Source organism: Ensifer sp. (genome assembly GCF_035999135.1).
Classification (GTDB): Bacteria; Pseudomonadota; Alphaproteobacteria; order Rhizobiales; family Rhizobiaceae; genus Ensifer.
Genome location: NZ_DASYGZ010000241.1, coordinates 1 through 14,103 on the forward strand (window position 1 = coordinate 1; position 14,103 = coordinate 14,103).

General features: G+C 57.8%; 12 protein-coding genes and 1 pseudogene. 4 read left to right on the forward strand and 9 right to left on the reverse strand.

What is annotated here, in order from left to right:
- Positions 1–206: 206 nt before the first annotated feature.
- From VGO12_RS31310 to VGO12_RS31320, 3 genes are read right to left on the reverse strand one after another with little or no spacing between them, the layout of a single operon-like run.
- Entirely contained in the window at positions 207–1,724 is a 1,518-nt protein-coding gene (locus tag VGO12_RS31310; protein ID WP_327516635.1) for a tripartite tricarboxylate transporter permease, read from the reverse strand.
- A gap of 14 nt (positions 1,725–1,738) precedes the next feature.
- Positions 1,739–2,230: a tripartite tricarboxylate transporter TctB family protein gene (locus tag VGO12_RS31315; RefSeq protein ID WP_327516636.1), complete on the reverse strand. Its 492-nt coding sequence runs from the start codon at positions 2,228–2,230 to the stop codon at positions 1,739–1,741.
- The gene (locus tag VGO12_RS31320) at positions 2,227–3,171 is read right to left on the reverse strand and encodes a tripartite tricarboxylate transporter substrate binding protein (protein WP_327516637.1); all 945 of its coding nucleotides are present in this window, start codon (positions 3,169–3,171) and stop codon (positions 2,227–2,229) included. The genes VGO12_RS31315 and VGO12_RS31320 overlap by 4 nt, the downstream gene beginning before the upstream one ends.
- A 457-nt stretch (positions 3,172–3,628) precedes the next feature.
- On the opposite strand from VGO12_RS31320, the gene VGO12_RS31325 reads away from it, so the two are divergent.
- Positions 3,629–4,060, forward strand: coding sequence for a DUF1801 domain-containing protein (locus tag VGO12_RS31325; protein ID WP_327516638.1), 432 nt, complete (start codon positions 3,629–3,631; stop codon positions 4,058–4,060).
- A gap of 48 nt (positions 4,061–4,108) precedes the next feature.
- On the opposite strand, the gene VGO12_RS31330 is transcribed toward VGO12_RS31325, so the two are convergent.
- Positions 4,109–5,176, reverse strand: coding sequence for an ABC transporter substrate-binding protein (locus VGO12_RS31330; protein ID WP_327516639.1), 1,068 nt, complete (start codon positions 5,174–5,176; stop codon positions 4,109–4,111).
- 77 nt (positions 5,177–5,253) lie between these two features.
- On the opposite strand from VGO12_RS31330, the gene VGO12_RS31335 reads away from it, so the two are divergent.
- Complete coding sequence (locus tag VGO12_RS31335) at positions 5,254–5,931, forward strand: response regulator transcription factor (protein WP_327516640.1); 678 nt, start codon at positions 5,254–5,256, stop codon at positions 5,929–5,931.
- Positions 5,928–7,307 (forward strand): sensor histidine kinase, encoded by a 1,380-nt coding sequence (locus tag VGO12_RS31340; RefSeq protein WP_327516641.1) that lies wholly within the window; start codon positions 5,928–5,930, stop codon positions 7,305–7,307. The genes VGO12_RS31335 and VGO12_RS31340 overlap by 4 nt, the downstream gene beginning before the upstream one ends.
- Positions 7,308–7,486: 179 nt before the next feature.
- On the opposite strand, the gene VGO12_RS31345 is transcribed toward VGO12_RS31340, so the two are convergent.
- Together VGO12_RS31345 and VGO12_RS31350 are read right to left on the reverse strand one after the other, a co-directional pair.
- The gene (locus tag VGO12_RS31345; RefSeq protein ID WP_327516642.1) at positions 7,487–7,609 is read right to left on the reverse strand and encodes a hypothetical protein; all 123 of its coding nucleotides are present in this window, start codon (positions 7,607–7,609) and stop codon (positions 7,487–7,489) included.
- A 214-nt stretch (positions 7,610–7,823) separates the two neighbouring features.
- Positions 7,824–8,120 (reverse strand): annotated as a pseudogene (locus VGO12_RS31350) (ABC transporter permease); the annotation flags it as partial.
- Between the two features lie 1,268 nt (positions 8,121–9,388).
- On the opposite strand from VGO12_RS31350, the gene VGO12_RS31355 reads away from it, so the two are divergent.
- Entirely contained in the window at positions 9,389–10,405 is a 1,017-nt protein-coding gene (locus VGO12_RS31355) for a hypothetical protein (protein ID WP_327516643.1), read from the forward strand.
- A 444-nt stretch (positions 10,406–10,849) separates the two neighbouring features.
- Here the strand turns inward: VGO12_RS31355 and VGO12_RS31360 are convergent, their stop codons facing one another.
- Genes VGO12_RS31360 through VGO12_RS31370 form a run of 3 tightly spaced genes read right to left on the reverse strand, consistent with a single transcriptional unit; the run spans position 10,850 to position 14,013 of the window.
- Positions 10,850–12,130: a hypothetical protein gene (locus tag VGO12_RS31360; protein ID WP_327516644.1), complete on the reverse strand. Its 1,281-nt coding sequence runs from the start codon at positions 12,128–12,130 to the stop codon at positions 10,850–10,852.
- Positions 12,131–12,145: 15 nt separating this feature from the next.
- Entirely contained in the window at positions 12,146–12,799 is a 654-nt protein-coding gene (locus VGO12_RS31365) for an ABC transporter ATP-binding protein (protein WP_252160648.1), read from the reverse strand.
- Between the two features lie 2 nt (positions 12,800–12,801).
- Complete coding sequence (locus VGO12_RS31370; RefSeq protein WP_327516645.1) at positions 12,802–14,013, reverse strand: hypothetical protein; 1,212 nt, start codon at positions 14,011–14,013, stop codon at positions 12,802–12,804.
- Positions 14,014–14,103: the final 90 nt, after the last annotated feature.

The window sequence follows — 14,103 nt, forward strand, 5'->3', positions numbered from 1 at the left end:
TGCGAAGGCACGGCCGATGAAACCCTTGTGATAAGTTGTGGTTGCCATCGTCTTGCTCGCTTTCGTTTTCTCTTCGATGAGCAAAAGATGGGGTCTGCAAGGGTATATTGCAATGCACAATCGGGCACGCCAGCCATGCAACGAATGCAGGCCCGGCCGGTCATCAACCGGCCGGGCCTGCGGATAGGCCTTGGGAGGAGGCGCTATTAGTCCTCGTTCGCCGCCAGCTGCGACAGAACTTCGCCACGACCGCGTGCACGCAGGATCAGGGGCACGATCAGGGCCGCTGCCGCAATCACCAGCAGTACGGCTGCGATCGGCGAGGTGAACAGCACCGAGATGTCACCCTGGCTGATGGCAAGGGCACGACGGAGCTGCTGCTCGGCAAGCGGTCCAAGGATCAGGCCGACGACGACGGGGGCGATCGGATAGCCGAAGACACGCATCGCGTAGCCAAGCAGGCCGAAGGCGAGCAGCATGCCGAGCTCGTAGACCGACGGGTTGGCGCCGATGGTGCCGAGCGTCGCGAACAGCAGGATGCCGGCATAGAGCCAGGGCTTCGGGATCGTCAGAAGTTTCACCCAGAGCCCGATCAGCGGCAGGTTGAGAACCAGCAGCATGAAGTTGGCAATCAGCAGGCTGGCGATCAGACCCCAGACGAGCTGCGGATTGGTGGCAAACAGCAGCGGGCCGGGTTGCAGGCCATATTGCTGGAAGCCGGCGAGCATGATCGCAGCCGTTGCCGTCGTCGGCAGGCCGAGCGTCAGAAGCGGTACGAGCGTGCCGGCGGCCGAAGCATTGTTGGCCGCTTCCGGACCGGCAACGCCTTCGATGGCGCCGTGGCCGAACTCTTCCGGGTGCTTTGCAAGCTTCTTTTCAGCCGCATAGGACAGGAAGGTGCCGATCTCGGCGCCGCCGGCCGGCATCGCGCCGATCGGGAAGCCGATGAACGTGCCGCGAAGCCAGGGCTTCCAGGAGCGGGCCCAGTCGAGCTTGCTCATCCAGACCGAGCCGCGCACGGCCTCGACCTTGTCGGGGCCTTTTTCGCCCTGGGCGGCGATAAACAGCGTCTCGCCGATGGCAAACATCGCAACGGCAAGCGTGGTGACCTCGATGCCGTCGAGCAGTTCGGGAACACCGAAGGAGAGGCGCGCCTGACCGGTCAGCTGGTCGATGCCGACAACGGAAAGCGCCAGTCCGACGAAGAGCGCCGTCAGGCCACGAAGGGTGCTGTCGCCGAAAGCCGAAGATACGGTGACGAAGGCGAGAACCATCAGTGCGAAGTATTCGCGCGGACCGAAGACCAGGGCCAGCTTGACGATGTAGGGAGCGATGAAGGCAAGGCCCAGCGTCGCGATCAGGCCGGCAACGAACGAGCCGATGGCGGCGGTGGCAAGGGCCGGTCCGCCACGTCCGGCGCGCGCCATCTTGTTGCCTTCAAGCGCGGTGACGATCGAGGCGCTTTCGCCTGGTGTGTTGAGAAGGATCGAGGTGGTCGAGCCGCCATACATGCCACCATAATAGATGCCGGCGAACATGATCAGCGATCCGGCCGGATCGAGCTGGTAGGTAACGGGCAAAAGAAGGGCCACGGTCAGAGCCGGGCCGATGCCGGGAAGAACGCCGACGGCCGTGCCGAGCGTCACGCCGATCAGCGCGTAGAGCAGGTTCATCGGCTGGGCAGCAACCCACAATCCCTGCAACAGGAAATCAAAAGTAGCCATGGTCGACGGCCCTCTTAGAAGAACAGGTGTTCAAGCGGCCCTGCGGGCAGCGACAACTGCAGAAGCTTGGCGAAAATCACCCACACGGCGAAACAGAGCGCGATGCCGACTGGCAGGGAGAGCCAGAGCTTGCGCTTGCCAAAGCCACGCGCGGTGAGCGCAAAGAGAATGCCGGTGGCGATCGAGAAGCCTGCGACCTTCAAGAGCAGCATCTGCGCTGCAAGGCCCGCCACGATCCAGATGACCGGTGCGACCTCCTGGCGCTCGCGCTCTGGAAAATCGTTGCGGAACGCAGCGAAGATGGTCCAGACGGCGAGGGCCGCGAGACAGCAGGCAATCGCATAGGGGACCGTCGTCGGTCCGACCTGGGAGTAGCCGGCGGCACCTGCAAGGCGCGACACATCCCAGAAAATGAGTCCAGCGATAGCGGCGAGTACGGCCGCGATGAAGAGCGCCGCCCGATCCGGGCGACGCGTTGAAGTTGAAGGGTTATGCCCCGTGGTCATTTCACCAGTCCAATGTCCTTGAGAACACCTTCGGTCGCCGCAACATCCTTGTCGAGCTGGGCGTTGAAGGCGTCACCTGCGAGATAGCTGTCCTGCCAACCCTTGGTCTTCAGAACTTCCTGCCAGCCGGCGGACTTGGCAAGCTTCTCGATGTCGGCCGAAACGGCGGCCTTCTGCTCGTCCGAGAGGCCCGGAGCGGCAGCGACCATGCGCCAGTTTTCGACGACCACGTCGAGACCGGATTCCTTCAGCGTCGGAGCATCGATGCCGGCGACGCGCTCAGGACCGGATACGGCGAGCAGGCGAAGCGTGCCGGCCTTGACCTGCGATTCGAATTCGCCATAGCCCGAAATGCCGGCCGTGACCTGGCTGCCGAGGATTGCGGCAAGTGCTTCGCCGCCGCCCGAGTATGCGATGTAGTTGATCTTGGTCGGGTCGACACCGGCCGCCTTGGCGATCAGGCCAACGGCAATGTGGTCTGTACCGCCGGCCGAGCCGCCAGCCCAGGACACCGCGCCCGGATCCTTCTTCAGCGCTGCAACGAGGTCAGCCATCGTCTTGATCTCGGACGCTGCCGGAACGACGATCGCTTCGTATTCGCCGGTGAGGCGGGCGATCGGGGTGACGTCCTTGAGCGTGACCGGCGACTTGTTGGTGAGGATCGCGCCGACCATGACGTAGCCGCCGACGATCAGGGCGTTGGCGTTGCCCTTCTGCTGGCTTGCGAACTGGGCAAGGCCGATCGTGCCGCCGGCGCCTGGAACGTTCTGGACCTGAACGTTGCCGGAGATGCCTTCCTGCTGCAGCACCGTCTGGAGCGAGCGGGCCGTCTGGTCCCAGCCACCGCCCGGGTTTGCCGGAGCGATGATCGTGTAGTCAGCGGCAACAGCCGGCAGCGACATGGCGCCGGCGAGAATCGTTGCGAGGAAAAAGTGTTTCAAGGTCAGTCCTCCGTGAGGCGCGTTTTCACCGCGCACGTTGTTTCTGCGTGCGAACGGGAAGACGGCGACGGGATCTTGTGTCCCTTATCGCTTGACCGGATTGGTGGCTTCCTCCCAGTACGCAACCGGCTGCCCGCCTCCACGGGGGCCAGTGACCCTAAGGCAACATAGAAAGCTGACATTTAGCTGACATCAAGTCCCGAATGCGCTTTTCAGGCCGTGGGGTTCACGAAATCTTAGGTTCTTGCCGCCGCCGAGCGCGAGGTCGAGCCTTCGGGTCCCCGGGAAGTGCCCGCCGAAAGCCGCCCCAAACCCTGAGGCGCGGCGAATCGCATGCGACATTTGCCAATCTCCAGCCGGTTCCCGTTCCAAAAGCGGGAGCCGGCGCTATCTCCTTCATCAATCCATGCGCAGGCGGCCGAGCGTCGTCATCAAAGCCACCCGGGAGATGACAGCCATGGCGAAAGCAACGACGGCGGACAAGACGGGCAGTGCGCCGAAAGGGGGCGTCTCGCCTTCCGATCTGATCGACGCGAGAATAGCAGAGCTCGGCGACTGGCGCGGTCCGATGCTTTCGCGCGTGCGGAAGCTGATCAGGCAGGCCGACCCGGATGTCAGCGAGGAATGGAAGTGGCGCGGTGTCCCGGTCTGGGAACATGCCGGCATCATCTGTACCGGCGAGACCTACAGGGCCGTGGTGAAGCTGACTTTTGCGAAGGGCGCGTCGCTTGATGATCCCTCGGGTCTCTTCAACGCCAGTCTCGACGGCAATGTCCGCCGGGCAATCGATTTTCATGACGGCGACACCGTCGACGAGGAGGCGTTGATGGCGCTGATACGCTCTGCCGTCGATCTCAATCTTGGGGCCCGGGCGAAAAAGAAGAGCTAACCCGCTGAAGCAACGCAAAATTCCGTCAGGCGATCTGCGAGACGATTATCAGTGAAGCCGCAGGACCTCGTTCCACTTGGCGATCAGCCGTGACCGCTTCACCTGGTCGAGATAGACCATCAGGCCGGGGCTGACGGGCACGGGCCGCAACTGGCCGCCGAGCATTTCCTGCATCGTGTTGGCGGTGTTTTCGCCGGCGACCTCGGGGCTGACGGCCGGGATCTGCAGCTCGCGCGCCATGATCGTCTGCCCTTCCTTCGACATGAAGAACTCGAGATAGCGCCGGCCGAGATCCGGCGATGCGGAGGCCTGCGGCACAAGGCCGATCCGTGACATGACGACGGTGTAGTCCTTGGGCAGCACGATGCCGACATCCGGGTGCCGAGACGCCCAGTCGGCCGCGTAAGAACCGAGGATATTGTAGCCGAGAACGAAGCGGCCATCGGCAACGCGCTCAAGGATCGCTTCGCTGGTGGAGTAGAGCTTGACGCCGGCAGCTCCCATCGCCTGGATCACATCCCAGATGTCGCCGAACTGTTCCTGGTCGCGCGACATGAACAGGAAGCCGACACCTGATCGTTCGATGTCGTAGGTTCCGATCCGGCCAAACACATGTGAGCCCTGGTGCTTGAGATAATCGACAAATTCGGCCCGCGTCGACGGCGGCTTCTCCTTGGTAAAACTCGGCTTGTGATAGACGAAAACCGCCGGCTCGAAGGTCAGTGCATAGGCCGTGTTGCGCCAGTTGGCCCAGGCAGGCCAGCGGTCGCTCATCGGCAGGTCGCTGCGCTGGGCATAGCCGTCGTTGCTGAGCTTGACTTGCAGGTCCATGGCGGAGGAAAAGGCGAAATCTGCCGTCTTCATTCCCGCGTCGGTCTCCTTGATGATCCGGTCGTAGATCTCGCCTGTCAGCATGTCCTCGTAGCGCACGGCAACGTCAGGATTGGCCCTCTGGAAGCCGACGATCATCGGCTTTGCGAGCGGCTCGTCGAGCGACGAATAGACGACCAGCGTGCGCGCCTCCGGCTTGCCGGAAAGGGCCGGGAATATGATCGGAGCCGCAAGCAGCAGCTGGGGCCAAAGGGCGAAAAAAAGAAAAGAAATCAAGAACCGCATGAATCCACAATGCCTCAGTGTCGCACCGTTCACAAGCAAGGCGCCGCCGGATAAGGTGACGCGGGGAGTGACCATATTTGCGTATTTTGCTTGTTGAGGACAATCAGGACCTGGCCGAGGGGCTCTCGGCCATTTTGCGCGGCAGCGGCTATGCCGTCGACGTCGTGAGCGACGGCGCGTCGGCGCACGCGGTCGCAGCCACCGAGACCTTCGATCTCGTCATTCTCGATCTCAATCTGCCGGAAATGGACGGGCTCGATGTGCTCCGCGCCATGCGCGCCCGGCAGAATAGGGCGGCGGTGCTGATCCTGACGGCAAGGGGCGCACCTGAGGAGAAGATCAAGGGGCTCGATCTTGGCGCCGACGACTACATGATCAAGCCGTTCGACGTCGGCGAGCTAGAAGCGCGCGTGCGCGTGCTACTGCGCCGGCAGGCGGGCTTACGCGCATCGACCGTCAGCTACGGCAATGTTTCTCTCGACCTCAACACGCGCAGCTTTTCGTCAGGCGGTACGCCGATCGAGATTCCGGCACGGGAGCTCGGACTGCTCGAGCTCCTGTTCATGCGGGCGGGAAAGGTGGTCGCAAAGGATGCGATCATGCAGTCGCTGACCGGTTTCGACGACGATCTGAGCCCGAATGCGATCGAGCAATATGTCAGCCGGTTGCGCAAGCGGCTTGCGCCGCACGGGCTGACGGTGCGCACGGCGCGCGGCATCGGCTATTATCTCGACAAGTCGGCCGGGGCGGAATGAGGACGACGGTCTACTCCCTCCGCCGGCGACTGCTCGGCTGGCTGCTGATCTCCACCTTGGTCATTGGCGTCATCGCGTTGACCGACACCTATCGCGAGGCGGTGACCACCGCCAATGTCGTCTCCGACCGCGTGCTTGCCGGCTCCGCCTTGGCGATTGCAGAACGCGTGGTGGTGGCGGAGGACGGGTCGCTTGAGGTCGACATACCCTATGTCGCGCTGGAGATGCTGACCTCGGCCGCACAGGACCGGGTTTTCTACCGGGTCGACGGGCCGCCCGGCCAGTTCATCACCGGTTACCAGACGTTGCCGTCACTGGCGGAAGAGCCGGGCGCTTCGACCACTTTTGCCGATAGTGTCTTTCGCGGCGAACCGATCCGCATCGCGGCGCTCAGGCGTTCCGCCTCCACGGGCATCAATTCGGTGCCTTTCGTCGTGACGGTCGCCGAGACGACAATCGCGCGACGACAGCTGGCGCAGACCATCCTTGTTCGATCCGCCCTGCGGCTGGGCATGATGATCGCCGGTGCTGCGGTGATCGTCTGGATTGCGGTTACCTTTTCGCTGCGTCCACTCTATCGCCTAGGGGACGCGATATCGGAGCGCAGCCCCGATGATCTGCATCCGATCGGCGAGCGGGTGCCGAACGAGGTGCAGGGACTGGTCGATACGGTCAATTCGTTCATGGGACGGCTGGAGTCGGCGCTCGATGCCCTGCGCAATTTTACCGGCAATGCCAGCCATCAGTTGCGCACGCCGCTTGCGATCATCCGCACGCAGCTTGCACTCGCGCAACGCGCCGGCTCGATCGATGAGACGCGCAGTGCGGTCAAGAAGGCGGACGAAGCCGTTGCCAACGCCGAGCGTATCCTGGGTCAGTTGCTGCTGATGGCGAAGATCGACGCGGCTGGCAAAGACGAAACCCGTTTGCTGGAGCGCATCGACCTCGTCGAACTCGTGCGCGAGATTACGGCCGAACACGTGCCTGCGGCTGGGGACGCCGATATCGATCTTGGCTTTGATGGCGACGGCGAGGCTTTCGTTCGGGCCGAGCCGTTGCTGATCGGCGAACTGCTCAAGAACCTGATCGGCAACGCCCTGCTTTATGCCGGACGCGGCGCGGAGGTAACGAGCCGCGTTGTCGTTGGGGACGAAACGGTGTTGCTGGAGGTCGAGGACAACGGGCCCGGCATTCGCCCCGATCTGCGCGAAACCGTGTTTCGCCGCTTCGAGCGCGGCGGCAGCGAAGCGCCCGGCTCAGGCCTCGGCCTGCCGATCGTGGAGGAAATTGCCGAGCTCTACGGTGCGACGACCCGCCTGAGCGAAGGGGCGGACGGTCGCGGCCTGAAAGTGACCATCCGCTTTCCGGCTGCGTGATCAAGGCCGTTGCGTTCTTGCAGGCCTCGACGACAAAGGGCCGTCCTGTCTTCCTGAAGCGCTGCAGCGCCAATGCCCCATCCGGCGCTCCGACGTGGAGACCAGATGAGGGAAGCCGCAGCGGTGACGATCTCGCCGTTCCGCCGCGCAGGCTAAAGCAATCTGGGAGTTTCGCGCGTTTACCGGCCGCGCTGGCCGAAGAGGGTAGCTGTTTCGCGGGTCTGTACCCGCAGCATCGCGCTCCAGAGCTGGAAAACGAAACGCGGCTGAAACTGGCTCGCAAGCTTGCGCTGCGACAACATGGGAAGTCTCCAATAGTTTTGAACGGCTGCCATATAGTACATCGCAAAAGAAATTGCCAGAGCGTGGGCGAGGGGGCAGCCCTGCGCGCCGAGCATATGTGGAAAGTGCTCTGCGGGCCGCGAAATACCCCCACGAGCGAAAACAAAATGCCGGGATGATTTTCGTCATCCCGGCCAGTTGGCTTCACTGGGAGGAGAATTCTTCTTTGGGAAGTCAGGCCTTCTTGCGGTTCTTCTGTCGGTAGACGTCGATGACAACCGCGGCGACGATGATCAGGCCCTTGACGATTTCCTGATAGTAGGCGTCGACCCGAAGGAAGGTGAAGCCCTAGGTCATGACGCCGAGGATGATCGTGCCGATCACCGTGCCGGTGATGCGCCCGACGCCACCTGTCAGCGACGTGCCGCCGATGACAGTCGCGGCAATCGCGTCGAGTTCATACATCACACCCATGCCTGCCTGTGCCGTCTGGGCGCGGGCGGCGGTGACGACACCGGAGGAGTTCGCAATGCTTACCGAAGATGCCCTGCCCCGAGAACGCGACCCAAAATCCAGCCGATCGAGAGAGAGGCCGAAACAACGACTGAGCTTGTTGCAGCATCAGATCTGTTCTAAGGCAACGTAATGCCGTACTTGGCGCCTTCTAGGGCCAATTATCGCTTTGAAGGGATCCTGAAAGCGTATTTCACCTTCTATAAGGAGCCAGATAGATGGTGATTCTGCCGATGAAATTCTGAGGGTTACATTAAGTGAGCGTGCACTTTACAGACATCGTCGACGGGGGGATCCAACTCAGGCATTCGTCCACCCCTTTGTCCCGGTTAGGCCTACCAGAGCTTCGCGAAGTTATTCATGAGCTTAACCTCGTTTCTGATCGGCTAGGATGCGTCGCGTTCGAGGGGGACGGTTCCAGTCAGAATGATCTTGTAATATTTGCAGGAAATTTAGAGAGATTCTCTATGTTGTCCGCCGCTAGAGGCGTTGCATCACGCGTTTTTTATTTTCAAGATACTTCTAGTTGGTGGTACGGCGGGTCAAATCTTCTGCCAAATATTGAGGGAATACAGAAATTTCTTGTTCGGCATGTTGCCAATAGGCCGTGTCTATCCTTCGGGCAATCGTCTGGTGGATACGCGGCATTAGCTATGGGAGGGCTCATACCTCATATTGACGTGCTTGCGTGCTCTCCGCAAACATTTGCGGATGGAAATGTTAAAGAGCGATTACACCTAGCGCAGTCCCTCGCAGTGCAGCGCACCCCAGACCACCTCATTGACATTGCGGAATTGTATCGCTCATCTGGCAGAAGGGGGATGGCGGCTGCGATATTTGCTGCATCGGAGGCAGGTAATCCATTGCATAGTCATTTCTGGATCGATCATCTCCATTTGGCAAACATCGCAGGAATACCCTCAATAGATATTCACATCGGAGCTTCCGCTAAGCACTCACTCGTGTCCCAAAATGCTCGGCGCTTTTCCGAGGTGCTAAAGGATTTGCTGCGTTGTTCTGGGAAGAAAAACGAAGTTAAAACGAAGTTAGTCCGGCGCCTGGTGGACGACATCGCGACTGAGCATCTGGACCGCGAGTATGGATGAGCGGTTCTCTGACGCAAGCTTTCAACGTGAAGAACGACTAACGTTCGCGAGGCGGTAGGGCAATATCGTTCTGATTGAGCGCTTATTGCGCTTGTAGCGTCTGATTCGTATAACGGTTCAGTAAAAGAAGGCCCGTCAAACATTATGAATTTCTGCGTCTATCTCGACAACGGAGCGGAAGTGCACGGCTATTTCGTGCCAGACGGATTTTCGGCCTCCCCAAGAATACATGTGCGTATCAATGGTGATGAAACGCCAAAAATAATTCAGACGTGGATTTTTATTGAAGGAGCCAAAGCGCAAGGCGCGCATCAAACTGGTAATGTCGGCTTTATCCTAAGTGAGGATAATATACCAGGCTTGAGTAACGCATCTCAAGTCGAATTGTCTGAGCCGGACAGTGGTCTGGTGTTTTATCGGCGCGATCATGGAAGATCCTTCGTTCCGAAAAAGGTTCTACGACTGGAGACCGCATATGTGCCTCACAGTGAAGTAGATCTGAGTCTGAGGCCGTATTTCCAGTTTTGTGAACACCGAGTCGAGCACTATGGCTACGAAACCATACGGCAAATGTTGGAGATCATTCATCAACCATCCGTCTATGTATCCGGCAGAATGCTCCTCAAGAATTTTAAGCTATACATCGACTACAATATAGATACCACTATTATCTCTTTGAGAGATCCATTCTATGAATTGGCCTTGCGGTTAATTGTTTTTACTCGCGTAGGCAAACAAGAAATCAGCTTTGTATCTGCGCGCGACAAAACATTGTTCAAACCGGTAATTGAGTGGTTGGATGGCTTGGATGTAAAGAATGAAAGGGCGTTAAAATTGGCTATTCGGAAAGCCCCCAAAGACGCAATGAATTTGCTTTCTTCGCCATTCACCCAACAGTTGACAGCAGCAAACCCCTCCGAAACTCCGACGCTCAATGAAGTGTCCCAGGCTTTGGACGCCCTATCGCAGTTCACATTATTCGATGTCGGCGGGGATCCCGACGTATTTCCGAAAAACATAGAGGATTTACTTGGAGTGCCGCCTGGGACAGTGCGGATGCGGCCCCAGTTTCAGGCGGCGCACCAACTGGCTGATATGCTCCGAGGGTTTAGTCAAATACAGCATATCTTGGAGGCCGATCTTCTATTGTATCATTTCATACAGAAAGCGGGTGAACGCGCGGCACACGGATCGTGATTGGGCGGGCGAACATCGCCGCGGCAGGAGGCCCGCGCCTCATTGAAGAGCTCTGCTGTGACTTTGCAGGCCGACGTCTGTGTCAATTGGACCCACTATTCAAGGTGGATTGCGATCCTGGTCCGCAGGCGCCAGTCCTGGGTACGTGCGCGCCGCAACCAATACCTCCAAGAAGGGGCAGGTGCGGCGAGAATGCTGCCAAAGACCCGCCGGTTGCGCGCCTGCGGCCGGCGAGAGCTTGAGGCCTAGCTACGAGAGTGCGCAATCTTAAGCTGAAGACGGTGTCATCGAAACGACATGCCAAATCGAATCGTCAATTTCGAGTTGGCTCGTGCGAAACTACCGAGGTGTCGAAGTCTCGTCCACATTGCGGCTTTTCCCGGACGCTACACCTGGCGTCCGCTGGCTATTCCAGAGCGGCAGTTCTAACCAATTACGCGTCACTCAGTCGAGCTTTTGGCGTACCATCACCACCACTCCGCAAGCAACTGCGGACGTCGCGAGGCACGCGAGTAGACTGAGGAAAAGGGATAACGCAATGTTAGGATACTCATTGCTATCAGGGAGCGTAGGCTCAATAAAATTATCGACATAGATCAGTTGCAGCGAGCTGACTAGCTTCACCTTTTCGAGGTCTTCAAGAGCTGCTTTAAGCCGGGCTTCCGCCAATGACAAATCTAGCTTCAACTTTTCGAATAGTGTTGAGTATTCCGCGAGGTTTGTGCCTTCCCGATCTGTGCTTCCGGCAGCCTGAGCCCTCAAATCATTTGCCTGATCCTCGGCCGCTGCAATGCGTCTGTCCAGGTCAGCAATCTGCGGGGTGTTGATGGCGACCGTCTCGCTCAGAGCCTGCCGACGACTCCTCAACTCTGCGATATTGGACTCGACCGAAGTCAAGACAGAGGCGAGTCGCTGCGCTGAAAGCGCGATATCGAAAACCCCTGTCTGATTCTGCGTATCACGAAACTTCCCTCTGAGATCAGCGACATCCTTCGTAGCAAGATCAACATCCCGTTCGGTGGAACTGCGGAGATCTTGCCACATACCAGAACTTAGTTTGTTTACTCGCTCCTCCGAGAGGCGGAGTACAAGTTGTACCAAGTCCCGGGCGTCCTGCGGGGAGTAGGCCGTAACTTCAAGCTCAACGATACCACTCTTAGGGTTCACGTAAGTATGGGCATGCTTCTTCCAGTATTCCAGCATGTCGTCTTGCGTGGCGTCGGCTGACAACCGAGATAGGAAGTCGATATTAGAACCGCCAAACAAGCTATGAAGATCCACTTGCTTCTGCATGTCTTGAATAATTGCGGGGCTTGCCAGGTAGTTCAGCAGGATTGCGGTGTCCTGAACAATCTTTTCCTTAGGCTCGATGTTGTTGCTCGAATATCTATCACGCGAAAGAAGCGGCGTGGACGACCGAACGATGAACCGGACCTCTGACACATACCCTGGGCTCGCCAAGAATACGAAGTATCCGATGCTTGCGATCATTGGCAGGATAAGAGTTGTACCAATGAGAAACATGATCAATATCGAGAAAACACGATCGCGGGCACGAGGTGCCAAACCGGCAAGTCGGTATAGGTTGCGGCGGCTGCGGTTCTCAAAGGTCAACGCTCGAGCATAGGAACTCAACGCAGCGGCCACCCTTTGGCTTCGCTCCAGCGAGGTCACCGGCTTCGCTTCGATCAAACGGCCGTCGTCTTTTTGCATGTTTTCCGACAATATCTATACACCTACTTAACGATTGAGCCGCATATAGGTTGCTATTCCATCTTCAACGTTATCAAATTGTACCATTTGGCCGTCGATCAATACTATGGCGACGTCGCAATAATCTTTGATTGTCTCCATGTCATGTGAGATCATAATAACGTCCGACTTGGCTCGGCGTGCCCGAAACGCTTCTCGACAACGCCGCTGGAAGTTCGAATCGCCAACAGCTGTGATTTCATCTACCAGATAGCAATCAAATTCGATGGCCATGGAAAGACCGAATGCGAATCTTGCGCCCATCCCAGAAGAATAGGTCCTCAAAGGCTCGTTTAGGTAGCTACCGATTTCCGCGAATTCCGCAACGAACCGCAGTACGCGATTAAAATCCTCGCCATAAGCACGGGCAACGAACTTCAGGTTCTCCTTACCACTCAGCATGGGGTTCAATCCATTTGCAAATCCTAACGGCCACGAGACCCTCACTTGACGCCGGACGCGCCCTTTGTTGGGAAGTTCCGCTCCGGCGATCAGGCGCATAGTGGTCGATTTCCCAGCGCCGTTCACTCCGAGCAATCCGTACGACCTTCCGGATGCAAAATGCATGAACTGATTTCGTAAGATATAACGGCGATGTGCAGCCGTTTTATAATACTTTGTAACGTTATCCAGCGTAATCATCACTATACCCGATGATCTTCAATAGACATCCAGAGAAGCGTTGCGGTCATCCAGAGCGTGAGCAGTCCGACAGACAAGATAATCCAGCTAGAGAATCGATCAGGGTATTCTGATTCTTCCGGAGTATTCGAGTTTGAAAAGATCGACATGAACGTTGTCCGTTTCAGTGCCGTCGATTTGGCAGTATCAAGGTTCCGTACGTTGGCCTCATAAATTGCCTGTGTGACGATTCGTCGCGTCTCCAAGCGTGAGAATTCCGTCAAACTGCTCGATAACTGCGTATCCGCCCCATCAAGCGAGCCAGCCATATTGTTTTGACGCAGCTTGATCTGATCATCGATTGCTTGAATGGAGCGACGAAGCTCCCTGCCACGAGCGGTTTTGTCCGCACCAGCGGCCTCCAAAGACTTCAAGCTGACCGTCAACTGCAACTTTTGCTCGGTGAGCTTACCAATGATCTCACTCAACATCTTGGCTGAAGATAAGGGATCGAGGATCCCAGTTTTATTTTGGTAATCCCGTAAGTCGTCGAGCGCCACGCGATAGTCAGCCAAGCTAGCCGTTACGTCACCCTCGACCCTTGCGACAAGGTCCCCCTTGGCCTTCTCCGAGATTTTGTCAATCATTGCGTCGGCGCTACCCAGTGCAGCGTTTGCTATCAACACCGAGGCCTCAGGGGAAAATGCCCTAACGGTGAATACAATAATACCAGAGGGACCATCGACATAGGTATCAACATGCCGTCCCCAGTACTGAAAAAGCTCCTCAGATGTAGCGTTCAGGGATAGTCGTGAAAACCAGTCGACATCTTCCCGGGAAAAATATTGACGTAAGCCAATCTCTACATCCAGCTTCCTTACGATTTCCGGCGATTTTAGATAGTTCGCTACAATGTAGGAATCCTGTGTCAACGAGTCACCACCAATCATCGAACGTCCTTCGCGAGCCTGTGACGTATCGAACCTCTCGCTGACGCCGATAGTGCGCACTATCATACGCATCTCCGCGACATACTGGTTACTGGCTATTAGCCAGAAATAGAGACCGGCAAGTGCGCTGGGCAAGACGACGAAGAACAGCAGCGAATTTTTCTTGGTGAAAAGTAGTCCGAAGAGACGCGACACGATGCCAATCTCGGACAGCCGCATCGCTTCATCGGCTTCAAATGAAACAGCTAGACGATCCTTAGGATCATGCCCTATCTGAAGGCTCATTCTTCGTCCTCAAACGCACGTTAGGTGCAGCAGCCCGAACCGCGTCAAACACGCTTCCAGATGGCACATCCCACGATTACATTCAACTTC